This window comes from Sphingomonas sp. BRN-1R (assembly GCF_057748035.1).
In genome coordinates this window covers 1717997-1742410 of record NZ_CM173236.1, presented here as the reverse complement: position 1 = coordinate 1742410, position 24414 = coordinate 1717997, and the positions used below count along the sequence as shown (strand labels likewise).

At 68.5% G+C, this 24414-nt stretch carries 22 protein-coding genes and 1 pseudogene; 17 read left to right on the top strand and 6 right to left on the bottom strand.

Going from position 1 to position 24414, the window contains the following annotated elements; all coding sequences use genetic code 11:
* On the top strand, positions 1-1179 hold the full coding sequence (locus AC3ANX_RS08025) for a vWA domain-containing protein (protein ID WP_488336469.1): 1179 nt from the start codon (positions 1-3) through the stop codon (positions 1177-1179).
* Between the two features lie 29 nt (positions 1180-1208).
* Here AC3ANX_RS08025 and AC3ANX_RS08020 read toward each other — a convergent pair whose 3' ends face one another.
* Positions 1209-1352: a hypothetical protein gene (locus tag AC3ANX_RS08020; protein ID WP_488336468.1), complete on the bottom strand. Its 144-nt coding sequence runs from the start codon at positions 1350-1352 to the stop codon at positions 1209-1211.
* A gap of 115 nt (positions 1353-1467) precedes the next feature.
* Entirely contained in the window at positions 1468-2670 is a 1203-nt protein-coding gene (locus AC3ANX_RS08015) for an exo-beta-N-acetylmuramidase NamZ family protein (protein ID WP_488336467.1), read from the bottom strand.
* Positions 2671-2779: 109 nt separating this feature from the next.
* Here AC3ANX_RS08015 and AC3ANX_RS08010 point away from each other — a divergent pair, with 109 nt between their 5' ends.
* On the top strand, positions 2780-3223 hold the full coding sequence (locus AC3ANX_RS08010; RefSeq protein WP_488336466.1) for a DUF4126 family protein: 444 nt from the start codon (positions 2780-2782) through the stop codon (positions 3221-3223).
* Here AC3ANX_RS08010 and AC3ANX_RS08005 read toward each other — a convergent pair.
* Entirely contained in the window at positions 3220-3747 is a 528-nt protein-coding gene (locus AC3ANX_RS08005; protein WP_488336465.1) for a DOMON-like domain-containing protein, read from the bottom strand. The genes AC3ANX_RS08010 and AC3ANX_RS08005 overlap by 4 nt on opposite strands.
* 139 nt (positions 3748-3886) lie before the next feature.
* Between AC3ANX_RS08005 and rimO the strand changes: the two genes are divergently transcribed.
* Genes rimO through AC3ANX_RS07985 form a run of 4 tightly spaced genes read left to right on the top strand, consistent with a single transcriptional unit; the run spans position 3887 to position 8638 of the window.
* Positions 3887-5218, top strand: a complete 1332-nt coding sequence (gene rimO, locus AC3ANX_RS08000; protein ID WP_488336464.1) for a 30S ribosomal protein S12 methylthiotransferase RimO — start codon at positions 3887-3889, stop codon at positions 5216-5218.
* On the top strand, positions 5215-5865 hold the full coding sequence (locus AC3ANX_RS07995) for a YiiX/YebB-like N1pC/P60 family cysteine hydrolase (protein WP_488336463.1): 651 nt from the start codon (positions 5215-5217) through the stop codon (positions 5863-5865). The genes rimO and AC3ANX_RS07995 overlap by 4 nt, the downstream gene beginning before the upstream one ends.
* Entirely contained in the window at positions 5862-7250 is a 1389-nt protein-coding gene (locus AC3ANX_RS07990; RefSeq protein WP_488336462.1) for a serine hydrolase domain-containing protein, read from the top strand. The genes AC3ANX_RS07995 and AC3ANX_RS07990 overlap by 4 nt, the downstream gene beginning before the upstream one ends.
* On the top strand, positions 7247-8638 hold the full coding sequence (locus tag AC3ANX_RS07985; protein ID WP_488336461.1) for a leucyl aminopeptidase family protein: 1392 nt from the start codon (positions 7247-7249) through the stop codon (positions 8636-8638). Before AC3ANX_RS07990 ends, AC3ANX_RS07985 begins: the two co-directional genes overlap by 4 nt.
* Positions 8639-8644: 6 nt before the next feature.
* On the opposite strand, the gene tpiA is transcribed toward AC3ANX_RS07985, so the two are convergent.
* Entirely contained in the window at positions 8645-9394 is a 750-nt protein-coding gene (gene tpiA, locus AC3ANX_RS07980; RefSeq protein WP_488336460.1) for a triose-phosphate isomerase, read from the bottom strand.
* 129 nt (positions 9395-9523) lie between these two features.
* Here tpiA and AC3ANX_RS07975 point away from each other — a divergent pair, with 129 nt between their 5' ends.
* The 3 genes from AC3ANX_RS07975 (at position 9524) to AC3ANX_RS07965 (ending at position 14063) form a co-directional block, all read left to right on the top strand.
* Entirely contained in the window at positions 9524-11479 is a 1956-nt protein-coding gene (locus AC3ANX_RS07975; RefSeq protein ID WP_488336459.1) for a peptidylprolyl isomerase, read from the top strand.
* Positions 11480-11489: 10 nt separating this feature from the next.
* Complete coding sequence (gene trpE / locus AC3ANX_RS07970; protein ID WP_488336458.1) at positions 11490-12986, top strand: anthranilate synthase component I; 1497 nt, start codon at positions 11490-11492, stop codon at positions 12984-12986.
* Between the two features lie 93 nt (positions 12987-13079).
* Complete coding sequence (locus tag AC3ANX_RS07965) at positions 13080-14063, top strand: PAS domain-containing protein (protein WP_488336457.1); 984 nt, start codon at positions 13080-13082, stop codon at positions 14061-14063.
* A 28-nt stretch (positions 14064-14091) separates the two neighbouring features.
* On the opposite strand, the gene AC3ANX_RS07960 is transcribed toward AC3ANX_RS07965, so the two are convergent.
* Positions 14092-14592 (bottom strand): hypothetical protein, encoded by a 501-nt coding sequence (locus AC3ANX_RS07960; RefSeq protein WP_488336456.1) that lies wholly within the window; start codon positions 14590-14592, stop codon positions 14092-14094.
* Between the two features lie 135 nt (positions 14593-14727).
* Between AC3ANX_RS07960 and AC3ANX_RS07955 the strand changes: the two genes are divergently transcribed.
* The 6 genes from AC3ANX_RS07955 (at position 14728) to lexA (ending at position 19499) form a co-directional block, all read left to right on the top strand.
* On the top strand, positions 14728-15312 hold the full coding sequence (locus AC3ANX_RS07955; RefSeq protein WP_488336455.1) for an anthranilate synthase component II: 585 nt from the start codon (positions 14728-14730) through the stop codon (positions 15310-15312).
* A complete protein-coding gene (gene trpD, locus AC3ANX_RS07950) occupies positions 15309-16304 on the top strand; it encodes an anthranilate phosphoribosyltransferase (RefSeq protein WP_488336454.1) in 996 nt (331 codons plus the stop codon). Before AC3ANX_RS07955 ends, trpD begins: the two co-directional genes overlap by 4 nt.
* A complete protein-coding gene (gene trpC / locus AC3ANX_RS07945; RefSeq protein WP_488336453.1) occupies positions 16301-17086 on the top strand; it encodes an indole-3-glycerol phosphate synthase TrpC in 786 nt (261 codons plus the stop codon). The genes trpD and trpC overlap by 4 nt, the downstream gene beginning before the upstream one ends.
* A complete protein-coding gene (gene moaC / locus AC3ANX_RS07940) occupies positions 17083-17565 on the top strand; it encodes a cyclic pyranopterin monophosphate synthase MoaC (protein ID WP_488336452.1) in 483 nt (160 codons plus the stop codon). The genes trpC and moaC overlap by 4 nt, the downstream gene beginning before the upstream one ends.
* A complete protein-coding gene (locus AC3ANX_RS07935; protein WP_488336451.1) occupies positions 17566-18750 on the top strand; it encodes a molybdopterin molybdotransferase MoeA in 1185 nt (394 codons plus the stop codon).
* Positions 18751-18818: 68 nt separating this feature from the next.
* A complete protein-coding gene (lexA, locus tag AC3ANX_RS07930) occupies positions 18819-19499 on the top strand; it encodes a transcriptional repressor LexA (protein WP_488336450.1) in 681 nt (226 codons plus the stop codon).
* Positions 19500-19503: 4 nt separating this feature from the next.
* Here lexA and AC3ANX_RS07925 read toward each other — a convergent pair.
* A pseudogene (locus AC3ANX_RS07925) lies at positions 19504-21504 on the bottom strand (ComEC/Rec2 family competence protein); the annotation flags it as partial.
* Between the two features lie 163 nt (positions 21505-21667).
* On the opposite strand from AC3ANX_RS07925, the gene gltX reads away from it, so the two are divergent.
* Together gltX and AC3ANX_RS07915 are read left to right on the top strand one after the other, a co-directional pair.
* Positions 21668-23110, top strand: a complete 1443-nt coding sequence (gene gltX, locus AC3ANX_RS07920; protein WP_488336449.1) for a glutamate--tRNA ligase — start codon at positions 21668-21670, stop codon at positions 23108-23110.
* Between the two features lie 18 nt (positions 23111-23128).
* Complete coding sequence (locus AC3ANX_RS07915; protein WP_488336448.1) at positions 23129-24412, top strand: citrate synthase; 1284 nt, start codon at positions 23129-23131, stop codon at positions 24410-24412.
* Positions 24413-24414: the final 2 nt, after the last annotated feature.

Here is a 24414-nt window from a genome sequence, read left to right as displayed (position 1 = left end):
ATGTTCCTCGCCTTCCTCGACGCGCTTCGCGCTGCCGGCATCAAGGCGAGCCTCACGGAGCATCTGCTGCTGCTAGAGGCGCTCGACGCCGAGGTGATCGAGCGCACGCCCGAGGCGTTCTATCACCTCAGCCGCGCGGTGTTCGTGAAGGACGAGGGGCTGCTCGACCGTTTCGATCAGGTGTTCGCCAGGGTGTTCCACGGCGTCACCGCCAGCGTCGGCCCATCGCCGGCCGAGCTACCCGAGGCGTGGCTGCGCGCGGTCGCCGAGAAATACCTCTCGCCCGAGGAGATGGCGAAGGTCGCCGCGCTCGGTTCGTGGGACGAAATCATGGCGACGCTCCGCCAGCGGCTGGAGGAGCAGACCGAACGCCACGCCGGCGGCAGCAAGTGGATCGGCACCGGCGGCACCTCGCCGTTCGGCAACGGTGGCTACAACCCGGAAGGGGTCCGCATCGGCGGCGAGTCGCAGCACAGCCGCGCGATGAAGGTGTGGGAGCAGCGCGAGTTCCGCAATCTCGACACCAGCCGCGAACTCGGCACGCGCAACATCAAGATCGCGCTGCGCCGGCTGCGCATGTTCGCGCGCGACGGCGCCGCCGAGGAGCTTGACCTGGATGCAACGATCGACGGCACCGCCCGGCAGGGCTGGCTCGACGTGCGGATGCGCGCGGAGCGACGTAATGCCGCCAAGCTGCTGCTGTTCCTCGACGTCGGCGGATCGATGGACCCGTTCGTGCGGGTTTGCGAGGAGCTGTTCTCCGCTGCCGCCGCCGAGTTCAAGATGCTGGAATTCTTCTACTTCCACAATTGCCCATACGAAGGCGTATGGAAGGACAATCGCCGCCGCTTCGCCGAGCGGACGCCGATGTGGGACGTGCTCCACACCTATGGCCACGATTACAAGCTGGTCTTCGTCGGCGATGCGGCGATGAGCCCGTACGAGATCACCCACCCGGGCGGTTCGGTCGAGCATATGAACCCCGAGCCAGGCGCGGTCTGGCTTCAACGGCTGACCACGACCTACCCGGCGGCGGTGTGGCTCAACCCGTCACCCGCCAAACACTGGCACCATGTGCAATCGACCCGCATCATCCGCGATCTGATGCGAGACCGCATGTACCCGCTGACGCTCGACGGGCTCGACGCGGCGATGCGCGAGCTGACGCGGAAGCGATGATCCGCCCGCGCCCGCTCGCGGAATAACGCTTAGCCCTGGCTCGCCACCAGCTTCGCCTCGAACATCTGCGCGAGTTCGAGTCGGCGCTTGCGCGCTTCCTCGGTCACCGCCGTGCGCGCGGCGACATGTTCCTGCATGGCGCGCCGTGCATAATAATGTACGTTCGACTCCATAAATGCTGACCCGCCCTCGCGACCGTTTTGTGGATGCCCCCGGTACTGCGCCCATTATGGCTGTGATCATAAGCTTTTGTGACAAAATGGCGCTGCGCTGCGGCAGGCGGCGAAATTAACCTGGATAAAGGTAAAAAGCGCGGCTTTCCGCGGCCCACGCGGCCTCATCCGGGCGGGTAAGCGCATCGAGATCGCCCGGCGTCGCACCCGAGTCGTCGACCCATTCGCGTAACTCCGGACCACCGTTGATGACGTCGATGGCGAGCTTGCCGAATTCATATTCGTACGGGAAGTCGCGCCACAGCGGGTAATCCGGCATCAGCCACCGGATCGCCTTGAACGCGAGCGCCTGAAGCCGCCAGGGCTGGAACGCGGCATGGTCGTAGAACCCGCCCTCGGCATGGATGTGCACGCCGTTGCAAAGCTGCCCGACATGCTTGTGGAAGGTCGGCTGGAACCAGATGTCACGCAAGGCGCAGCCCGTCAGCCACTCGGGCGCGAGCCGGTGCATCTCGGCGATCACCGCCTTGGCGTCGAGATCGGGCGCGCCGAACAGTTCGAGCGGGCGCGTCGTACCGCGTCCCTCCGACAGGGTGGTGCCCTCCAGCATCACCGTGCCGGGATAGACCCGCGCCATGTTGAGGTTCGGGGCATTGGGGCTCGGGTTGATCCACAGCCGATCCTCCGGCCAGCCGAAGCCGGGCGCGGCATCGGGTGCCCAGCCGGTCATCTCGATCACGCGATACTCGACGTCCAGACCAAGCGTGCGAACGAACCAATGGCCAAGCTCGCCCATCGTCAGCCCGTGCCGCATCGCCATTGCCCCCGCGCCGACGAAGCTCTCCCAGCCGGGACGCAGCGTCAGCCCCTCGACCGGTCGGCCGGCGGGGTTGGGCCGGTCGAGCACCCACACCGCCTTGCCATGCTCAGCCGCCGCCTCCAGCACGTAGCGCAACGTGGTGATGAACGTGTAGATGCGCGTACCGAGATCCTGAAGATCGACCAGCATCACGTCGAACGTCTGCATCGATTCAGGCGTCGGCCGCCGCACCTCACCGTACAGGCTGAACACCGGCATGCCGTAGGTCGGATCGGTGAAGTCGGGCGACTCCATCATATTGTCCTGGAGGTCGCCGCGCACGCCGTGTTGCGGCCCGAACACCGCCGACACGTTCACCCCGGCGGCGACGAGCGCGTCGAGGCTGTGGGTCAGCTCCGCCGTGACCGAGGCGGGGTGCGCGAGCAGCGCGACGCGTCTGCCTTCGAGCGGTTTGCGTAAGCCGGGGTCGGCGAGGAGGCGGTCGATTCCGAAGTTCATGGTGTCGAGGTGCCGTCAGAAGCGCGCCCGCGCAACCCCGCTTCGTGACCGGCGGAGCGAAACGCGCGCTGGCGGGTTCAGCCGAGGACATCTGCAAAAGGACGAAACCATGCTGCGATCCATTCTGATGGGGCTGGTGGCCGGATCGCGATCGATGACGCCGCTCGCGGCGGTGGCGAACGCGGCGCGCACCGGCAAACTGCCCAAGGGCAGCGGCGCGCCCGATTCCCTCTCCAGCCCGCTCGTTTCGGCGGGCACGACTGCGCTCGCTGTGTACGAACTGGTCGGCGACAAGCAACCGAGCGCGCCCGACCGGATCATCACCCCCGCCGTGATCGTCCGCACCCTCAACGCCGCCTTTGCAGGCGCGGCGGTGGCGCCGCGTGGCCGGCGTCTGCTCGGTGCGGCACTGGCGGGCGGCACGGCGGCAGCCGCCGCTTACGGCAGTTGGTGGATGCGGACGCGTGCGATGCGGGGCAGCGGCCAGGCGATCACCGGCTTCGTCGAGGATGCGATCGTCGTTCCGCTCGCGATCGCCGCCGCCACGCGCTAGAGCGGCGCGGCAAGCGTGGCGACGAAGCTCTCGGGATCGTGGAAATCCGGCGGACCGTCGCCGTGCGCCAGCGCCCAGAAGGATTTTGTGCCGTCGGTCTCCTCGATCACCGCGCTCAGCCCGGCGAGCGTCTCGTGCGGCAACGGGGCGGGGATACGGGCGATGACGATCAACGCGTCGCCCTCGTCGCTCGTCATGATGCGCGGCGAAGGGTCGAGGGGCGCTTCGGCCATGCCGGTGCGATATTCGGAAAAGCGGTAGGCCGCCCACGCGTTCGACGGCGAGAAATTGAACTCCAGATAGCCGAGCGCGCCAGTACGAACGAACAGTTCGAGGCAGGTGGTGCGCCACAGCCCGTCGCGCCGTGCGGGCGTACTCGCGGCGGGGATGACGAGGCGGTCGGTCGGGCAACCGATGACGTAGGCGAGGTCGACGCCATATTCGCTCTGCCGCAGCGAGACGTTGACGTACCTGACGGCCCGACCCGGCGTATCGGGATGCGCGCGCAGCGTATATTCAGCCACGCGCGCAGATCGCCCCGCTGATCCCGTGTGATGTCATGTCGCTCCCCCGGCGTTTACCGCCCGGAGCTACAGGCAAAGCGAGCGCGTTCCAACCGCCACTGGCAAAAACCCCGCCGATCGCCTACATGGCGCGCTTCTCATGGCAACGATCCTCCCCTCCCCGCCGCGTGTCGGCATGGTTTCGCTTGGCTGTCCCAAGAATCTGGTCGACAGCGAGCGTATCCTCACCAAGCTGCGCAGCGACGGCTACCAGATGTCGCCCGACTATGCCGGGGCGGACGTGGTGCTGGTCAACACCTGCGGCTTTCTCGATTCCGCCAAGGAGGAATCGCTTGAGGCGATCGGCGAGGCGATCGCTGAGAACGGCCGCGTCATCGTCACCGGCTGCATGGGCAAGGAAGCCGAGGTCATCCGCGAGCGTTTCCCCAACGTCCTCGCCGTCACCGGCGCGCACCAATATGAGGAAGTGGTCGGCGCGGTCCACGATGCGGCGCCGATGCCGCCGAGCGCCTTCCTCAATCTCGTGCCCGACAGCGGGCTGAAGCTCACCCCGCGCCACTACAGCTATCTCAAGATCAGCGAGGGCTGCAACCACCGCTGCTCGTTCTGCATCATCCCGAGCCTGCGTGGCGATCTCGTCAGCCGCCGCCCCGATGCGATCCTGCGCGAGGCGGAGAAGCTGATCGCGGCGGGCACGCGCGAGCTGCTCGTCATCAGCCAGGACACCTCAGCGTATGGCGTCGATATCCGCCACCAGCCGCGCGACTGGAAGGGCCAGGAAGTCCGCGCGCACATGACCGATCTGTCGCGCGAACTCGGTAAACTCGGCGCGTGGGTGCGGCTGCACTATGTCTATCCCTACCCGCACGTCGATCAGGTCATCCCGCTGATGGCCGAAGGGCTGGTGCTGCCCTATCTCGATATTCCGTTTCAGCATGCCAGCCGCAATGTGCTCAAGCTGATGAAGCGTCCGGCCAACGAAACCAAGGTGCTCGAGCGCATCAAGCACTGGCGCACGATCGCGCCCGATATCGCGATCCGCTCGACCTTCGTGGTCGGCTTCCCCGGCGAGACCGAGGACGATTTCGCCTATCTGATGGACTGGCTGGAAGAGGCGCGACTCGACCGGGTCGGGGCGTTCCGTTTCGAGCCCGTCGAGGGTGCCGCCGCCAACGCGCTTCCCGACGCCGTGCCGGAAGAGGTCAAGGAGGAGCGCTACGCCCGCCTAATGGAGCTGACCGCACGCATCTCGGCGGAAAAGTTGCAGGCCAAGATCGGCCGCACGCTCGACGTCATCATCGACGAGGTGGGCGAGGAAGGCGCGACCGGCCGCTCGCAGGCCGACGCGCCCGAGATCGACGGCGAGGTCTTCCTCCGCGACGCCGCGCACCTCGCCCCCGGCGATATCGTCCGCGTCGAGATCGAGGATGCCGACGAGCACGATCTGTACGGGGTTCCTCTCCCCGCGTGACAACGCCCGGCGAGGCTCTGCGCGACTGGACGCCCGAGCGTTACGAGGCGGTGCGTGCGGCCGTCCGCACCGGCGATCTTGCGCTGTGTTCGGGCGATCAGGCGTTCTCGCGCGTCATCCAATGGGCGACCAGGAGCCAGTGGAGCCACCTCGCCATCATCGTCCGGCTCGACGAGATCGACCGGGTGATGGTGATGGAGGCGGTGCAGAAGATCGGCGTGCGCATCACGCCGCTCAGCCGCTGGATCACCGATTTCGAGCCGCACGACAAACCGTTCAACGGCAAGGTGGTGATCGCCCGCCACGCCGATGTCGCGCGCGCCGCGCCCGCACAGTTCCGCGAGATGAGCGCGTTCGCGACCGACCAGCTCGGGCTGCCGTTCAACTCCGCGCAGATCGCCCGGATCGGCATGCGGATCGCGCTCGCGCGGCTCGGCGTGCGGTTGCCGCGCATGATCCAGCCCAAGGGCGAATATTTCTGCGCCGAATATATCGACCAGTGCATGCAGCGGCTCGGCGTCCACATCCCTTGGGACGGTCGCGGCTTCATCGCGCCCGACGACTTCGCGGAGGCGCCGGGCGTGGAGGCGGTGGTGCGGGTTTCGCGCTTTCCCTTCCGCACCGGGCCGTTACAAGACGACGAATGAAAGCCCTGCTCGCCGCGTCGTTGCTTATCGCCACCCCTGCTGTCGCGCAGGATCTCAGCCCGGCCGAAACCGCAAGGGTCGACGCGATCGTCACGCAGAGCCTCGCGCGCACCGGCGTCCCCTCCGCCTCGATCGCGATCGTGCGCGGCGGACGGACGGTGTTCGCCAAGGCGTACGGCAAACAGTCGGAAACGATCCCGCAGGCGCGTGTCGACGCCAAGTATCAGATCGCCTCGATCTCCAAGCAGTTCACCGCCGCCGCGCTGCTGATGCTGCAACGCGAGGGCAAGCTCAGCCTCGACGATCATGTCTCGAAATACGTACCCGGCATCAGCGGCGGCGACATCATCACCATCCGCCAGTTGCTCAGCCACACCTCCGGGCTTCAGGATTACTGGCCGCAGGATTACAGCTTCGCGGCGATGCGCACCCCCGTCACGCCGCAGCAGATCCTCGATCGCTGGGCGAAGAAGCCGCTCGATTTCGCGCCGGGCACCAAGTGGCAATATTCGAACACCGGCTATGTCGTCGCAGGACTCATCGTCGAGAAGGTGGCGGGCATGCCGCTGCTCGATTTCCTAAGGCAGCGCGTGTTCGTGCCGCTCGGCATGACCCCGGTCGATCAGGACAAGGCGATCGGCGCTGGCTACCCGCAAGGCTATCAGCGGTTCGCGCTCGGCCCGGTTCGTGTCGAGCCGCCCGCCGCGTCCGGCTGGCTGTTCGCGGCCGGAGAGCTGGCGATGTCGGCGAGCGATCTCGCCAAATGGGACATCGCGCGAATGAACCGCACGGTGATGCCTGCCGCCGACTGGGTCGCGCAGGAAACGCCGGTCAAGCTCGCCGACGGCACGACCAACGGCTACGGCCTGGGTGTGTTCGCCCGCGAACAGGCCGGGCACGCGTATGTCGAACATAGCGGCGAGGCGGTCGGCTTCCTGTCCGAAAACACCGTCTTTCCCGATGACAAGGCGGCGGTGGTCGTGCTGGTCAACGCCGATTTCAGCGGCGCCTTCACCGATATCGCCGGGCAGATCGCCTCGCTGATCCTGCCGCCCTCGCAGACGCAACGCGCCGAGGTCGCCACCACCGCAAAGGCGCGTGGCGTGTACGAGATGCTGCGCACCGGCAATCTCGATCGCGGAGCGATGACGGCGGATTCGAACTATTACTTCACCCCCACCGCGCTCGCCGATTACAAGGCTACGCTCGGCCCTCTGGGTGAGCCCAAGAGCTTCGAACTGGTGCAGCCGCCGAAGTTGCGCGGCGGGTTCGTCAACCGCAACTACCGCGCGGTGTTCGCGGATCGCACGCTCAACATCGTGACTTATGCCGAGCCCGGTGATGCGGGCAAATACGAACAGTTCCTGGTGATGCCGAGCCAATGACCTACGATCCCACGCCCCTGCTCCAGCCCGATCGCGGCCAGAGCGCGCGCACCATCCACGTCGTCGCCAAGGACGCGTTCGCGGACTGGCATGCCGCGCAGCCAGCGCGGGTGCGTGCCGCGCTCGATGCGGTCCGCTGCGACGGCAAGGCGGGCGCGAGCGCGATCTTGCCGGGCGAACAGGGCGACGACTGGTCCGTGCTGCTGTGCGTCGCCAAGACGCCGCTCGGCGTATGGGATCTGGCGAAACTGGCCGAGACGTTGCCCGACGGGCTGTACCGGCTCGACGGCGCGAGCGCGGGGGCGGCGTTGCTGGGCTGGGCGCTCGGCCAGCATGCTTTCACACGCTACAAGACGGCGGATCGCGCCCCCGGCCGCGTGCTGCTCACCGCCGAGCCTGCGCGCATCGCCGAGGCGGTCGCGCTCGCCCGCGCCACCGCAAGCGTGCGCGATCTCGTCAACACCGCCGCCGCCGACCTCGGCCCGGCGGAGCTGGAGGCCGAGGCAAAGGCGCTCGCCGAGGCGCATGGCGCCACGCTGGCGGTGACGAAGGGCACGGCGCTCGCCAGCGGCTATCCGATGATCCACGCGGTCGGTCAGGCCGCCGCCGTGGGCCGCGAGCCCCGGCTGATCGAGGTCGAATGGGGCAATCCCGCGCACCCGCGCCTCGCCATCATCGGCAAGGGCGTGTGCTTCGACTCGGGGGGACTCGATATCAAGCCGTCATCGGGCATGCGGCTGATGAAGAAGGACATGGGCGGCGCGGCACATGCGCTCGCGCTCGCGCGGCTCGTCATGGACGCGCATCTGCCGGTGCGGCTGCACCTGCTGATCCCGGCGGTGGAGAACAGCATCGCCGGCAACGCCTTCCGCCCCGGCGACGTTCTCGCCACCCGCAAGGGCGTGACGGTCGAGAACACCAACACGGATGCGGAAGGCCGATTGATCCTCGGCGATGCGCTCACCCGCGCGGGCGAGAATGCGCCCGAGTTGATCCTCGATTTCGCCACGCTCACCGGCGCGGCGCGGGTCGCGCTCGGCCCGGACCTGCCCGCCACCTTCGTCAATGACGATGCGCTCGCCGAGGCGCTGCTCGCTGCGGGCGCGGCATGCGAAGACCCGCTGTGGCGCATGCCGTTGTGGGACGGCTATGACGAGATGCTCAAGTCCGACATCGCCGATCTCGTCAACGCGCCCGATGGCGGTTTCGCGGGCGCGGTGACGGCGGCCCTGTTCCTGCGCCGCTTCGTGCCGGAGGGTGCGCAATGGGCGCATCTCGACACGTTCGCCTGGCGGCCCTCCGCGAAGCCCGGACGGCCCAAGGGCGGCGAAGCGCTTGGGCTGCGGGCGGCTTGGGCCTTGCTAAAGGCGCGCTACGCCGCCACCTGACGCACGCTAGGCGAGCGCCGCACCTGCTTCGATAATCGGCACGAACTTTTCCGCGCTGAGGCTCGCACCACCGACCAGCGCGCCGTCCACATTGGCGGTGCCGAGCAGGCAGGCGGCATTGTCCGCCGTCACCGAGCCGCCGTACAGGACGCGCATCGCGCCCGCGTCGTCGCCGAGCAGCTCCGCCAACGTCGCGCGGATCGCGCCGTGCATCGTCGCGATGTCCTCGGGGGTCGGGGTGCGGCCGCTGCCGATCGCCCAGATCGGTTCGTAAGCGATCGACAGCCAGCCCGACGCCGCGCCGGAGGGCATCGACCCGCGCACCTGCCCGGTCACCACCGCCACCGCATCGCCGGCATCGCGTTGCTCCAGCGTCTCGCCGACGCACAGGATCGCGGCGAGGCCGTGGCGCAGCAGCGCCTCGGCCTTGGCCTTCACGTCCGCGCTGGTCTCGGCGCAGCCGGTACGGCGCTCGCTATGGCCGACGATCGAGAAGGTCGCGCCGGCATCACGCACCATCGGCACCGAAATGCAGCCGGTGAAGGCGCCGCAGTCGGCCGGGTGGACGTCCTCCGCGCCGATCGCGAAGCCGGGTACGCGGGCGTGCGCGGCGGCGATCAGCGTCGCGGGTACGCCGATCGCGACGTCGACCTCCGGGTGCGCAGCGGCGGCGGCGGCGATCGCCTCGATCTCGCCAAGCGCAGCGACGTTGCCGTTCATCTTCCAATTGCCCGCGATCAGCTTGCGTCGTCCCATCCCGTGTCCCCCGCTGTGTTTGTTGCACCGCGATAACGCGCTTACGCCACCACACAAGCTTGAAGCCGCCCCCTGTGCCCCCTAAAGCGACCGGTAAATCCGCCTTCAACAGATCGGCCCGCCCGCCTTATGCTCAGTTTCTTTCGCCGCCTGACCAATTCGAAAGTCGGCGTCGTCGTCACCCTCGCCGGGCTGATCGTCATCGCGATCATGTTCGGATTGACCGACATCACCGGTCTTGCGGGCGGTAGCGGCGCGGGCGGTTCGGGCGAGTCGCTGGCGACCGTCGGCGGCACCAAGATCGGCTCGAACGACATCCGCGAGCGGGTGCAGCGCGAACTGGAGGCGGTTCGCCAGCAGAACCCCGGTGTCGACATGGCGCAATATGTCGCGGGCGGCGGCGTCGATGGCGTGTTCAACCGCATGGTCGACACGGTCACGCTGGAGGTGTTCGGGCACAAGCAGGGCATGATCGTCAGCAAGCGGCTGGTCGACGGGCGGATCGCCAGCATCCCGCAGTTGCAGGGGCCGGACGGCAAGTTCAGCCAGGATGCCTATGATCGTGCGCTGAAGCAGTCGCACCAGACTGACGCCGCTTTGCGCGCCGACATGCAGCAGGGCATGCTCGCGCAGTTGATCGTCACGCCGCTGCAAGGCACCACCGCGCAGGTGCCCAAGGGCCTCGCCCAGCGTTATGCCAGCCTGCTGCTCGAGAAGCGCCATGCGCAGATCGCGGTGATCCCGAGCCAGGCACTCGCGACCGGCCCGGCGCCGACCGATGCCGAGCTTGCCGCCTTCTACAAGGCGAACGCCAGCCGCTACGTCGTGCCGGAGCGTCGCCAGATCCGCTATGCGACGGTTTCGGGCAAGGCGCTCACCGATACCGCGCCGGTCAGCGATACCGAGATCGCCGCCGCCTACAAGGCGCAGATCGCCAATTTCCGCGCGGTGCAGCGCCGCACGGTGGTGCGCGTCATCGTCGGCGATGCCGCGGCGGGCAACGCGCTTGCCGCCAAGATCAAGGCGGGCACCCCGATCGAGGAGGCCGCGCGCGCGGCCGGGCTTGAACCCGCGACGATCAAGACGGCCGAGAAAAGCGCCATCGCCGCGCAGACTTCCAATGCGTTTGCCGATGCGGTGTTCGCCGCCGCCAAGGGCGCGGTGGTCGGCCCGGTCAAGGGCACGCTCGGCTACGTCGTCGGGCGGGTCGAGAGCTTTGACGATCGCGGTGAGGTTTCGCTGGCGGCGGCCAGGCCGCAGCTCCTCGAACAGCTCACCACGCAGAAGAAGAACGACCAGCTTCGCAAGATCCACGACGCGCTCGACGATGCGATCTCCAACCGCGCGACCTTCGACCAGCTCGTCACCCGCCAGAAGCTGAGTCCGCAGATGTCGCCGCCGGTGCTGGCGAGCGGGGTCGATCCTGCGCACCCCGACGCGAAGGTGCCGCCGGCCGCCAAGGCGGTGGTCGATGCAGGGTTCGCCAACCAGCCAGGCGACGCACCGACGCTGGTGCCGATCGACGCCGACAGCTTCGCGGTCGTGTCCACCGCCAAGGTGTTCCCGGCCGCGCCGCCGCCGCTCGCCACGATCCACGATCAGCTTGCCAAGGACTTCGCGTTCCAGCGCGGCGCCAAGGCGGCGGGCGACGTCGCGCGCAAGGTGATGGCGGAGGCCAATAAGGGCACGCCGCTCGCCAAGGCGATCGCCGCGACGGGGCTGAAGCTGCCCCCGGTCCAGCCGCTCGACAAGTCGCGCGCCGAAGTGTCCGCCAACCCGCAGGGCGTGCCGCCGCCGCTTGCGCTGCTGTTCGGGATGAGCCCGCATACCGCGAAGATCATCGCTGCGCCGGGCAACAACGGCTGGTTCGTGATCTGGCTCGACAGGATCGACCGCGGCGATGCCACCAACCGGCCCGACATGGTAAGCGCCACTCAGTCGGACGTCGGCAAGGCGATCGGCGGCGAATATGTCCAGCAGTTCGTCAAGGCGGCGCGCGGCACGGCCGGCACGAAGATCAACGCGGCCGCGCTCGCCAAGTTCAAGGCGGCGCTGCTCGGCCAGGAGACGACCGATCAACCCTGATCGCGATGGCATGGCGGCAGCGCTGGCGGCGCTCGATGCCGGCCGCCCCGCGCTGCTGTGGCGCCGCCAGATTGCCGACACCGAGACACCGGTCGCCGCCGCGCTCAAGCTGATCGAGCCGGGGCGGGGCGACTTCCTGCTCGAATCGGTCGAGGGCGGCGAGACGCGCGGGCGGCACAGCCTGATCGGTCTCGCACCCGATCTCGTGTTTCGCGCGCAGGGCCAAGCGGCGGAGATTAATCCGAACTGGCTCCGCAATCGCGATGCCTTCGCGCCGACGCCCAAGCCGACGCTCGCCGCACTGCGCGATCTCGTCGCGTCCTGCCGCATGGAGGTGCCCGCCGAACTGCCGCGCGCGCTTGCCTGTCTGGTCGGCTATTTCGGCTATGAGACGGTCGGGCTGGTCGAGACCCTGCCCCGCCCCGATGTGGACCCGCTCGGCGTGCCAGACATGATCTTCGTGCGGCCGACCGTGATCCTGATCTTCGACCGGCTCGCCGACGCGTTGTTCCTCGTCGCGCCGGTCTGGCCCGACACGGCGCGCGACCCGCAAGCCATCGCCGCGGAAGCCGCAGAGCGGATCGACGCGGTCGCCGCGCGGCTCGCCACCACCGCGCTGCCAGCACCGGTGCGCGCGACCGATCTGCCGGAGATCGCGCTCACGCCGACGCTGCCCGCCGGGCGCTACGCCGCGATGGTGGAGAAAGCGCGCGACTATATCGTCGCAGGCGACATCTTTCAGGTCGTGCTGGCGCAGCGCTTCACCGCGCCCTTCCCGCTGCCGCCGTTCGAGCTGTACCGCTCGCTCCGGCGGATCAATCCGTCGCCGTTCCTCTACCATCTCGATCTGCCCGGGTTCGCGCTCAGCGGCTCGTCGCCCGAAATCCTTGTGCGGGTGCGCGACGATCAGGTGACGATCCGCCCGATCGCCGGCACCCGCCCGCGTGGGCGCACGGCAGCGGAGGACGAAGCCAACCGCACCAGCCTGCTCGCCGATCCGAAGGAACGCGCCGAGCATCTCATGCTGCTCGATCTCGGTCGCAACGACGTCGGCCGGGTAGCGACGGCGGGCAGCGTCGAGGTGACGGCGAGCTACACGACCGAGATGTACAGCCACGTCATGCACATCGTCTCCAACGTGGTCGGCACGCTCGCGCCGGACGCGGATGCGCTCGACGCGCTGTTCGCGGGCTTCCCCGCCGGCACCGTCAGCGGCGCGCCCAAGGTGCGTGCGTGCGAGATCATCGCCGAGCTGGAGGGCGTGGTACGCGGGCCCTATGCGGGTGGCGTCGGCTATTTCTCGCCCGACGGTTCGATGGATTCGTGCATCGTCCTGCGCACCGCGATCGTCAAGGATGGGGTGATGCACGTTCAGTCAGGCGCCGGCATCGTCGCGGACTCGACGCCCGAGTACGAACAACGCGAGTGCGAGGCCAAGGCCGGCGCGCTGCTCGCCGCCGCGCGCGAGGCGATCGCACGCGCGGGCGAGGCCGGGTTCGGGCAGTAACGCGCAGCATCACCGACAATGATGAAAACACATAGTTGCGGCTAAGCATAATCCGGCTATTCCTCTGCCTCCCAAAAGCGAGGACCAAGCACCGTGACTGCGCAACCCCTCTCGAGCGCAGCGGCCTTCCCGCACGGCGACAGCGAGTGTGCGCGCCTGCTGCGAGATCGTGACTGGAGCGCAACGAAACTTGGCGCGATCGAACACTGGTCGTCGATCCTGCGCAGCGTGACTGGCATGGTGCTCGCTTCCTCTACGCCGATGGCAGTGATGTGGGGGAGCCAAGGCGTCCTGTTCTATAATGATGCTTACGCCGGTATCGCCGGCAAGCGCCATCCGGGCGTGTTCGGCGAGCCGGTGCGTGAGGGCTGGCCGGAACTGGCGGACTTCAACGATCATGTGCTGACCACCGTGCTGGGAGGCGCGACGCTCGCCTACCGCGAGCAGGAGCTGGAGCTGGATCGCAACGGCACGCCCGAGCGGATGTGGGTCGATCTCGATTATTCACCGCTGATCGACGAAACCGGCGCGCCCGCCGGCGTGCTTGCGATCGTCACCGAACGTACCGGCCGCGTGCTCGCCCAGCGCCAGCTTGCCGCACAGCACGAACGGTTCCGCACGATGTTCGATCAGGCGCCCGGTTTCATCGCGATGATGGAGGGGCCGGAGCACCGCTTCTCCCTCGTCAACCAGGCGTACACCCGCATGATGCGCGGTCGCGCCGTCGTCGGCCGTACCGTCGCCGAGGCGGTGCCCGAAGCGATCGAACATGGCCTGCTGCGTGCCCTCGATGCGGCCTATGCGACGGGCAAGCCGTTCGTCGCGAACAAGTTCAAGTTCGCCATCCCCGATCGCCGCGGCCGGCTGGAGGATCACTACCTCGACTTCGTCTATCAGCCGATTCGCGACGCGGATGGCTCGATCTGCGGCATCTTCGCGCAAGGCGCGGACGTGACCGAACATGTCCTCGCCGAGGCCGCGCTCCAGCGCAGCCGGCAGGAGTACCAGCGGCTCAACGAGGCGCTCATCATGGCGAACGACATCCTGTCGGCCGTGTCCCGCCCGCAACACGACTGAGCGGGCGTGACAAGACCGGTTGCCCGGGTCAGGGCGCGGTCGGGTCGATCGACTGGCCGTTGCGCTTGGCGACGCGCTCGGCGGTCCATTGCTGCAACATCTGCGCGGTGCAGCCGGTCTGTCCGCCCGAACCGACCGGCGAACACGTATCGGGCAGCCCGGCCGCCTCGCGTCCGACCTGATCCATCATCGCGGTGCGGTTGACCCAGCTCTGGTTCTGCGCCGGGATCGGCTTGCGGTCGCGCAGCGGCTTGGGGATGCGATACGGCTCGTCGATGCGCGAGCAGACCACCACCTCGTCGGGCGTGCTCGCCTTCGGGCACGGCCCGGTGCCGGTCAGCGCGACGTTGCGGATGCGCTTCACCGGCTGCCCGGTCTCGGCCTGTTCGGCGACGCCGGCGTGGTCACGCGCCATCACGTCTTCGGCGGTGATCGTGTCGGCGGATTTGGCGGCGGGCGCCTGCGGGGCTTGCGCGACAGCGACCATCGGAATGCCGAGCGCGGCGGCGAGAATCAGGGCGCGAACCATCGTATAATCTCCTTGTGGAGCCGAACGCTCGGCCCCGACGAATTGCTCCACCGTGAATGCAGCGGCACGCCGCCGAAAACGCGGCGAAATCGGGGCGCTGTTGCGCTGCCGTTCACAATGGCTATGGCGAATGTCATGATCCTCGTCATCGACAATTACGACAGCTTCACCTGGAACCTCGTCCATTATCTGATGGAGCTGGGCGCCGAGGTGAAGGTGGTCCGCAACGATGCGCTCACCGCTGCCGAAGCGGTGGCGAGCAATGCGCAAGGGTTCCTGATCTCACCCGGCCCCAAGACGCCGAACGAAGCGGGCATCAGTCTCAATCTCGTCGCCGCCTGCGCGGATGCGGGCAAGCCGCTGATGGGCGTGTGCCTCGGCCATCAGGCGATCGGCCAGCATTTCGGCGGCAGCGTGGTGCGCGGCGGGCTGATGCACGGCAAGACCTCGCCGGTCACGCACGACGGCACCGGACTGTTCGAGGGCCTGCCCTCGCCCTTCACCGCGACGCGCTACCATTCGCTGATCGTCGAGGATCTGCCCGCCGGCCTCGTCGTAAACGCGCGCGCCGATGACGGATCGGTGATGGGCGTGCGCCATGAGACGCTGCCGATCCACGGCGTGCAGTTCCACCCGGAGAGCATCGCCACCGAACACGGCCACGCGCTGCTCGCCAATTTCGTGCGGCTCGCCGGCGTCGACGTGCGGACGCTCGCGTGACGACGATCGCGCTGCTGCCCGACCCCGCAACGCCGCTGTCGCGCGAGAGTGCGGGCGAGGCCTTCGCCGCGATCCTCGACGGCACCGCGCCCGATGCGCTCATCGCCGAGTTCCTCACGCGTCTGGCTGAGCGCGGCGAGACCAGCATCGAGATCGCCGCTGCCGCGCGGGCGATGCGCGAGCGGATGATCGCAATTCCCGCGCCGGCTGGTGCGATCGACGTCTGCGGCACCGGCGGCGATGGGCACCACACGCTCAACGTGTCGACCGCCGTCTCGATCGTCGTCGCGGCGTGCGGCGTGCCGGTAGCCAAGCACGGCAACCGCGCCGCCTCATCCAAGGCGGGCGCGGCCGACACGCTGGAGGTGCTCGGCCTCGATCTCGACCGTGCCGCGCGTGATGCGGAAGCGACGCTCGCGGAGATCGGCATCGCCTTCCTGTTCGCCGCCAACCATCATCCCGCGATGAAGCGGATCACCCCGATCCGCCGCGCGATCGGGCGGCGGACGGTGTTCAACCTGATGGGGCCGCTCGCCAATCCGGCGCGGGTGACGCGCCAGTTGATCGGCATCGCCCGGCCCGATTACGTCGGCACCTATGCCGAGGCGCTGCGCGAACTCGGCACCGAACGGGCGTTGGTGGTGGCGGGCGAGGAGTCGCTCGACGAACTGTCCTGCGCGGGGGCGAGCGTGGCGGTGGCGATCGGCATCAGCGGCATCGGCGACCATATCGCGCCGCAGGACGCCGGCCTGCCCTGCCATCCGCTCAGCGCCATTCGCGGCGGAGACGCCGCGCACAACGCCCGCGCGCTGCGGGCGCTGCTGGGTGGCGAGCGTGGGCCATATCGTGACGCCGTACTTCTCAACGCCGCCGCCGCGCTGATCGTCGCAGGCACGGCCGACACCCTGAGCGAAGGCGCGGAAATTGCTTCCGCCGCGCTCGACGATGGCAGCGCGGGCGCGCTGCTCGACAAATGGATCGCTTACCGATGACCGACGTGCTCGACCGTATCCTTGAAACCAAGCGCGCCGATGTCGCCGCGCGCAAGGCGACCACGCCGATGGCGGAGATCGACGCCCGCATCGCGGGGCGCAGCAAGCCGCGCGGCTTCCGGGCCGCGCTCGATGCGAAGGCGCTGACCGGCCATGCGCTGATCGCCGAGATCAAGAAGGCAAGCCCGTCGAAGGGGCTGATCCGCGCCGATTTCGATCCGCCGGCGCATGCACGCGCCTATCAGGCGGGTGGTGCCGCCTGTCTTTCGGTGCTGACCGACGAGCCGTGGTTCCAGGGCTGCGACGACTATCTCACCGCCGCGCGGGACGTCGTGGAGATCCCGGTGCTGCGCAAGGACTTCATGGTCGATCCGTGGCAGGCGCCCGAATCGCGCGGGCTGGGTGCGGACTGCATCCTGCTGATCGTCGCCGCGCTCGACGATGGGCTGCTCGCCGAGATCGAGGCGAGCGCGCTGGAATGCGGCATGGACGTGCTGGTCGAGGTGCACGACGCCAAGGAGATGGACCGCGCGCTGAAGCTCAAGTCGCGGCTGATCGGCGTCAACAACCGCAATCTGCGCGACTTCACCGTGGATTTCGCGCGCACCTACGAACTGGTGTCGAAAGCCCCCAAAGGCTGCACCTTTGTCGCCGAAAGCGGGCTGACCACGCGCGCCGACCTAGACGCGATGGCCGAGCATGACATCAAATGCTTTTTGATCGGCGAAGCGCTGATGCGGCAGGACGATGTGGAGGCGGCGACGCGGGCGCTGGTCGGGTGAGCGCGCTCACCCATCTCGATGCGTCCGGCGCGGCGCACATGGTCGATGTCGGCGGCAAGGCCGTCACCGCGCGGCAGGCGATCGCCACCGGGCGCATCGCCATGTCGGCACAGGCTGCGGAGGCGATCCGCAGCGGCACCGCGCTCAAAGGCGACGTGCTCGCGGTCGCGCGCATCGCCGGCATCATGGCGGCCAAGCGCACCAGCGACCTCATCCCCTTGTGCCACCCGCTGCCGCTGACCCGCGTCGCGGTCGATCTCGCGCCCGACCAGGATGGCGTCACCGTGACCGCCACCGCCGCGACCGAGGGCAAGACCGGTGTCGAGATGGAAGCGCTCACCGCTGCCAGCGTCGCGCTGCTGACGATCTACGACATGGCCAAGGCGATCGACAAGGCGATGGTGATCTCAGGGCTTCGGCTGCTGGAGAAGCGCGGCGGCAAATCGGGCGACTGGCATGCGCCGGAGGACACCGCCTAGATGCCCGCCCTGCTGCCGGTGGAAGACGCACTCGCGCGCCTGCTCGCGCTCGCCGCGCCGGTCGCACGCGAGGACGCGCCGATCCGTGCCGCCACCGGGCGCTGGGCGGCGGACGACGTGTGCGCGCTGCGGACGCAGCCTTACGCCGATCTGTCGGCGATGGACGGCTATGCGCTGCGCTTCGGCGATCTGCCCGGCCCGTTCGCCGTAATCGGCGAGAGCGCGGCGGGTTCGCCGTTCCCGCGCGCGGTCGGCGCGGGTGAGGCGGTGCGCATCTTCACCGGCGCGACGATGCCCGACGGCACCGACACGGTGCTGGTCCAGGAGGAGGCCGCGCGCGACGGCGAGCACCTGCGCCTCGTCGGCGACGGCCCCGCCCACGTCGGCCGCAACGTCCGCCGCAAAGGCCTCGATTTCAGCACCGGCGAGGTGCTGGTCGCGCGCGGCGAGCGGCTGACCGCCGCCCGCATCGCGGTCGCCGCGACCGGCGGACACGGCACGCTACCGGTGCGCCGCGTGATCCGCGTGGCCACGGTTGCGACCGGCGACGAACTGGTCGCACCCGGCGCGCCGCTGCCGCCGGGGGCGCTGCCCGAATCGAACGGCGCGATGCTCGCGGCGATGCTCGCGGACCTCCCGGTCGAGGTGGTCGATCTCGGCATCCTGCCCGACCGGCTCGATACGATCACCACGGCCTTCGCTGCCGTGGATGCCGACATTCTCGTCACCACCGGCGGCGCGTCGGTCGGCGATCACGATCTGGTGCGCCCTGCGCTTGAGGCGGCCGGCGGCAATCTCGACTTCTGGAAGATCGCGCTGCGCCCGGGCAAGCCGATGCTGGCCGGGCGGCTGAACGGCGCGGTGGTGCTGGGCCTGCCCGGCAATCCGGTATCCGCGTTCGTCACCGCGACACTGTTCCTGCGCCCGCTGATCGCGTTCATGAGCGGTGCCGCCGATCCTGCACCGCGTCGTACCGGCGCGGTTCTCGGTGAGGATCTGCCTGCCAACGATCACCGCACCGACTATCTGCGTGCGGAGACGCGTGGCGGCCGTGTCTTCGTCGCGGCCATTCAGGACAGCTCGATGCTGCGCACGTTGGCACGCGCCGACTGCCTCGTCGTCCGCGCGCCGCACGCAGCCCCGGCCAAGGCCGGCGACTCGGTGGAAATCCTGCCACTTTGGTGATGGATCGTCCTTGACGGGCCTATCATTGTTCCATATTGGTTCCGCATCTGTTCGGACGGAGGAACGCGATGCTCACCCGCAAGCAGCACGAGCTGATCTGCTTCATCAATGACCGCCTTGAGGAAACTGGGGTGTCGCCCTCGTTCGAGGAGATGAAGGAGGCGCTCGATCTGAAATCCAAGTCGGGCGTGCATCGTCTCATCAGCGCACTCGAGGAGCGGCAGTTCATCCGCCGCCTGCCCAATCGCGCGCGTGCGCTCGAAGTGCTGCGCATGCCCGAACGGACCGCGCCGCCGAAGAAAGCCGCCGCGACGGCTGAGGCGCCCGCCCCCTCCAACGTGCGCACGCTGCCGCAGCCTGCGAACGATGTTGTCGAGATCCCGCTGCACGGCCGCATCGCCGCCGGCGTGCCGATCGAGGCGTTCGAGGGTCAGTCGATGCTCGCCGTGCCCGCCGCGCTGCTTGGCGGCGGCGAACATTATGCGCTGGAGGTAGCCGGGGACTCGATGGTCGATGCTGGCATTCTCGACGGCGATTACGCGCTGATCCGCCGCACCGAAATCGCCCGCGACGGCGAGATCGTCGTCGCGCTGATCGAGGAGGCTGAGGCGACGCTCAAGTATTTCCGCCGCGAGGGCGCGATGGTTCGGCTCGATCCCGCCAACCGCGCCTATGATCCGCAGCGCTACGCCCCCGCGCAGGTGCGGATCCAGGGTAAGCTCGCCGGGTTGCTGCGTCGCTACGATTGATCCGCCACGGGTGACGGTCACCCGGTTGGTCGACGGTGGCGATGTTCGCGGTGGATAACGTGATCGCGACCCCACCGGTCTTCGCGAGCGTCGTCTGGTCGAGCTTGAGCCAGCGTGGGCTACAGGCGCGCGGCAGACGGCGCTCGCTGATGACGATGTCGACTGTCTTGCAGAGCGGCGCGAGTTGCTCGGTGGGTACGAAATAGCCGCTGCGCGTTGCCAGGATGCGCCAGCGCCGTCCGCCGCTGGTGCGCTGGACGACGCAGAGGTCGCGGCTGCACCGCGCATCGGGTTGTTCGGACAGGAGCAGCGGCACGCCGACGATGCCGCCGTTCTCCGCAAAGGTGTTGGCGGTGTAATCGCCGGTGCGGTCGCGCAGCACCGCAAGATTGCCGCCGGGCGTGCGGATCGCGGCATGGCGGCCATCGCCGGTGACGAGCAGATCGGGCACGGGCGTCAGCAGCGCCCAGACCGCGCCCGCCGCCAGCGGCACCGCGCCGAGCCGCCGCCATCGTGTCCGCCATAGCGCAATCCACAGACCGCCCGCCACCATCAGCGCGTATGCGCCAGATGGCATGGCCGGCAGCGGAGCCACTGCACCGGGCAGCGCGGCCACCGCATGCGCGATCCACAGCAGCAGGTCGAGCGAGCGCGCGGTCACCCACCAGAACGGCCAGCCCGCGCCGATCGCGTCGAACAGCAGCGCAAGCGCCTCGAACGGCATCGTCACGAAGGTGGTCAGCGGGATCGCGACGATGTTCGCGACCGATCCGTACACGCCCGCACGGTGAAAGTGGAACACCGAGATCGGGATGAGCGCCAGTTCGACGACGACGCCGGTGACCAGCAGCGATACCAGCTCGCGCAGCATCGCGCGCCAGCGTCGCTCCTCGTGCGGGCCGAACCAGCGCTTCATCGCCGGGTGCTCGTGCAGCGACACGATCGCCGCCACCGCCGCGAACGAAAGCTGGAAGCTTGGACCCGCGAGCGCCTCCGGGTACAGCAGCAACACCACGAACGCGCCCGCCGCAACCAGCCGCAAGGTGATCGCCTCGCGCCCCATCGCCAGCGCGACCAACACCAGCAGCGCGGCGACGCACGATCGCACCGTCGGCACCTCCGCACCGGTCAGCAGCGTATAGCCGATCGCGGCGAGCGCCCCCGCCCCGGCCGCGATCATCGGCACGCGCAGCCGCAGCGCGATCCACGGGCTGAGCGCGAGCAATCGCCCGACGATCAGCATCACCGCGCCCACGGCGGCGGTGATGTGCAGCCCGCTCACCGACAGCAGATGCGCGAGACCGGAGCGGCGCATCGCATCCGCGTCGCTTTCGGAGATGGCATATTGGTCGCCGGTCGCCAGCGCGGCGGCGATCGCCCCCGCCCCGCCCGGCGCGCTGTGCTGGATGTGCAGCGACAGCGCCGCCCGCCATGCGCCCAGCCCCCCGGCCGCCGCGCCCGGCGTCAGCACCGTCACCGGTGCCAGCCCGCGCCCGGTCGCGCCGATGCCGTCGAACCAGGCGACGCGCGCGAAGTCGTACGCGCCGGGCACCGCCGGGCCGGGCGGCGGCATCAACCGCGCGCCGAGCCGGATCGTCGCGCCCTCACCCAGCCCGGCCGGCACGTCCTTGGTCGCAAGGTTGACGCGCACATGCGCGGGCAGCACCGCCGCCGGATGCTTACCGTCCGGCATCACGTGCAGCGGCGCCAACCGCAGCCGGACGAGATCGCGCGCGGCGAGCGGATCGAGCCGCTCGACCCGCGCCTCGAACGTCGCCATCACCTGCCCGGCGACGGGCTTCACCCCGACGGCTTCGGCGCGCACCCACACGAGCAATATGCCGCCCGCGACCAGCAGCGCCGCCACGGCCACCGCCCGCCCGGCCCGATCGCCGCGCGCCACCGCGAGCGCTGCCAGCGAAACGCCCGTCGCCGCCAGCGCCGCCAGCCGCCAGCCCCAAGGATCGGGCAGCATCAGCCACACGGTGATGCCCGCGCCGAGCATCACCGGCAGCCACAGCACGAGCTGATCGCGCTCGGCCTCCAGCCAGCGCTCGACCCCGCCCGCAAACGCCAAAAGCCAGCCGATTTGAAGCGGCCGGGGTCGCGTGCTAGGGGCGGCATCGGCTGAACTGGCCATCGAATTTCATGTCTGGGAGACCGCGCGGTTGAGCGCAACATCTGATAGCGCGGCAGCCGCACCGGCCACGCCCGCGACCACACCCGTCGTTACCCGGTTCGCGCCCTCGCCGACCGGTTATCTGCACATCGGCGGCGCGCGCACCGCCTTGTTCAACTGGCTCTATGCCAAGCGGATGGGCGGCACGTTCCTGCTGCGAATCGAGGATACCGACCGCGCGCGCTCGACCCAGCCGGCGATCGACGCGATCCTCACCTCGATGCGCTGGCTCGGGCTCGATTGGGACGGCGACGCGGTGTTCCAGTTCGAGCGCGCCGCGCGCCATGCCGAGGTCGCACACCAGATGGTCGCGAACGGCCACGCCTATCGCTGCTACATGACGCAGGAAGAACTCGCCGCGATGCGCGCCGAGGCCGAGGCCGCCAAGCGCCCCTTGCGGGTGCGCAGCCCGTGGCGCGAACGCGACCCGGCCGAGGCCGGCGACAAGCCCTATGTCGTGCGCCTGAAGGCGCCCACGGAGGGTGCGACGACGATCGTCGACCGCGTGCAGGGCAGCATCACCGTCCAGAATTCCGAGCTGGACGACCTCATCCTGCTGCGCTCTGACGGCACGCCGACCTATATGCTCGCGGTGGTGGTGGACGATCACGACATGGGCGTGACGCATGTCATCCGCGGCGACGACCATCTCAACAACGCCTTCCGCCAGTTGCCGATCATCAAGGCGATGAAGTGGCCGGAGCCGGTCTATGCGCATGTACCGATGATCCACGGGCCGGACGGCGGCAAGCTTTCCAAGCGGCACGGCGCGGTCGGGGTCGAATATTATCGCGACGAACTCGGCATGCTGCCCGAGGCGGTCGACAATTACCTGCTCCGGCTCGGCTGGGGGCATGGCGACGACGAGATCATCAGCCGCGACCAGGCGATCGAGTGGTTCGATCTCGATGGTATCGGCAAGTCGCCGTCGCGCTTCGATCTCAAGAAGCTCGAGAATCTCAACGGCCACTACATCCGCGAGGCGGACGATGCGCGGCTGGCGGATCTCGTCGCCGCGCGTTTCGACCCGCCGCTCGCCGACGCGCAGCGGGCGCTGCTCGAACAGGCGATGCCGTCGCTCAAGCCGCGCGCGGCCAGCCTGATCGAACTGGCGGACGGTGCGCAGTTCCTGTTCCGCACCCGGCCGCTTGCGATTTCGAGCGAGGCGGCACCACTGCTCGCTGGAAACGCAGCGTTGCTCCTCGCTGCACTGCACACAGCGCTTGACGCGCTCGCAAGCTGGGATACGGAGACTCTGGAGTCTGCGGTTCGGCAGGTTGCCGAGGATGCGGGGGTCAAGCTCGGCCAGGTCGCGCAACCGCTGCGCGCCGCATTGACCGGACGCAAGACATCGCCCGGCATTTTCGACGTGCTTGTGCTGCTCGGGCGCGAGGAAAGCCTCGGCCGGATCGCCGATCAGATACAGAACTGAATAGAGGAACAGACACCGATGACCAGCACCGCCAAACTGAGTGTAGCCGGCAAGGACGTTGAGAACGCGGTGCTTTCGGGTACGGTCGGCCCGGACGTGATCGACATCCGCAAGCTGTATGCGCAGACGGGCATGTTCACCTATGATCCCGGCTTCACCTCGACCGCGAGCTGTGATTCGGCAATCACCTATATCGACGGCGACGAGGGCGTGCTGCTCCACCGCGGCTATCCGATCGGTCAGCTTGCCGAGCAATCGACCTTTATGGAGACGTGCTACCTGCTGCTGAACGGCGAACTGCCGTCGGCGGGCGAACTCGATACGTTTTCGAACACGATCACGCGCCATACCATGCTGCACGAACAGCTCGCGACCTTCTACAAGGGCTTCCGCCGCGACGCGCACCCGATGGCGGTGATGTGCGGTGTGGTCGGCGCGCTGTCGGCCTTCTATCAGGATTCGGCGGACGTGACCGATCCGATGCAGCGCATGATCGCCAGCCACCGCCTGATCGCCAAGATGCCGACGATCGCGGCGATGGCGTACAAATACTCGGTCGGCCAGCCGTTCATGCACCCGCGCAACGACCTCAGCTACACCGGCAATTTCCTCCAGATGACGTTCGGCGTCCCCGCCGAGCCGTATGAGGTCAATCCGGTTGTCGAAAAGGCGATGGACCGCATCTTCATCCTCCACGCCGATCACGAGCAGAACGCATCGACCTCGACGGTGCGTCTCGCCGGCTCGTCGGGCGCGAACCCGTTCGCGTGCATCGCGGCTGGCATCGCCTGCCTGTGGGGGCCGGCGCATGGCGGTGCGAACGAGGCGGCGCTCAACATGCTCCGCGAGATCGGCACGCCCGACAAGATCCCGGAGTATATCGCGCGCGCCAAGGACAAGAACGATCCGTTCCGCCTGATGGGCTTCGGCCACCGCGTGTACAAGAACTACGATCCGCGCGCGACGGTGATGCAGAAGACCGTGCGTGAGGTGTTCGCCTCGCTCAACGTGACCGACCCGGTGTTCGAGACGGCGCTGCGGCTGGAGGAAATCGCCCTCAGCGATCCTTACTTCATCGAGAAGAAGCTGTTCCCGAACGTCGATTTCTACTCGGGCATCATCCTGTCGGCGATCGGCTTCCCGACCACGATGTTCACCGCGCTGTTCGCGCTCGCCCGCACGGTCGGCTGGGTCGCGCAGTGGAACGAGATGATCTCGGACCCGGCACAGAAGATCGGCCGTCCGCGCCAGCTCTACACCGGCGCGACGCAGCGCGATTACGTTGCGGTCGGTGCCCGCTAAGG

Excerpts from the sequence above, each read along its gene's own strand:
- AC3ANX_RS08010 (WP_488336466.1), top strand. The coding sequence starts at position 2,780 with ATGCTGCGATCCATTCTGATGGGGCTGGTGGCCGGATCGCGATCGATG.
- rimO (WP_488336464.1), top strand. The coding sequence starts at position 3,887 with ATGGCAACGATCCTCCCCTCCCCGCCGCGTGTCGGCATGGTTTCGCTT.
- AC3ANX_RS07915 (WP_488336448.1), top strand. The coding sequence starts at position 23,129 with ATGACCAGCACCGCCAAACTGAGTGTAGCCGGCAAGGACGTTGAGAAC.
- lexA (WP_488336450.1), top strand. The coding sequence starts at position 18,819 with ATGCTCACCCGCAAGCAGCACGAGCTGATCTGCTTCATCAATGACCGC.
- AC3ANX_RS08015 (WP_488336467.1), bottom strand. The coding sequence starts at position 2,670 with ATGAACTTCGGAATCGACCGCCTCCTCGCCGACCCCGGCTTACGCAAA.
- AC3ANX_RS07955 (WP_488336455.1), top strand. The coding sequence starts at position 14,728 with ATGATCCTCGTCATCGACAATTACGACAGCTTCACCTGGAACCTCGTC.
- AC3ANX_RS07990 (WP_488336462.1), top strand. The coding sequence starts at position 5,862 with ATGAAAGCCCTGCTCGCCGCGTCGTTGCTTATCGCCACCCCTGCTGTC.
- AC3ANX_RS07960 (WP_488336456.1), bottom strand. The coding sequence starts at position 14,592 with ATGGTTCGCGCCCTGATTCTCGCCGCCGCGCTCGGCATTCCGATGGTC.
- AC3ANX_RS07985 (WP_488336461.1), top strand. The coding sequence starts at position 7,247 with ATGACCTACGATCCCACGCCCCTGCTCCAGCCCGATCGCGGCCAGAGC.
- AC3ANX_RS07975 (WP_488336459.1), top strand. The coding sequence starts at position 9,524 with ATGCTCAGTTTCTTTCGCCGCCTGACCAATTCGAAAGTCGGCGTCGTC.
- AC3ANX_RS08025 (WP_488336469.1), top strand. The coding sequence starts at position 1 with ATGTTCCTCGCCTTCCTCGACGCGCTTCGCGCTGCCGGCATCAAGGCG.
- AC3ANX_RS08020 (WP_488336468.1), bottom strand. The coding sequence starts at position 1,352 with ATGGAGTCGAACGTACATTATTATGCACGGCGCGCCATGCAGGAACAT.
- AC3ANX_RS07935 (WP_488336451.1), top strand. The coding sequence starts at position 17,566 with ATGCCCGCCCTGCTGCCGGTGGAAGACGCACTCGCGCGCCTGCTCGCG.
- trpC (WP_488336453.1), top strand. The coding sequence starts at position 16,301 with ATGACCGACGTGCTCGACCGTATCCTTGAAACCAAGCGCGCCGATGTC.
- trpE (WP_488336458.1), top strand. The coding sequence starts at position 11,490 with ATGGCGGCAGCGCTGGCGGCGCTCGATGCCGGCCGCCCCGCGCTGCTG.
- tpiA (WP_488336460.1), bottom strand. The coding sequence starts at position 9,394 with ATGGGACGACGCAAGCTGATCGCGGGCAATTGGAAGATGAACGGCAAC.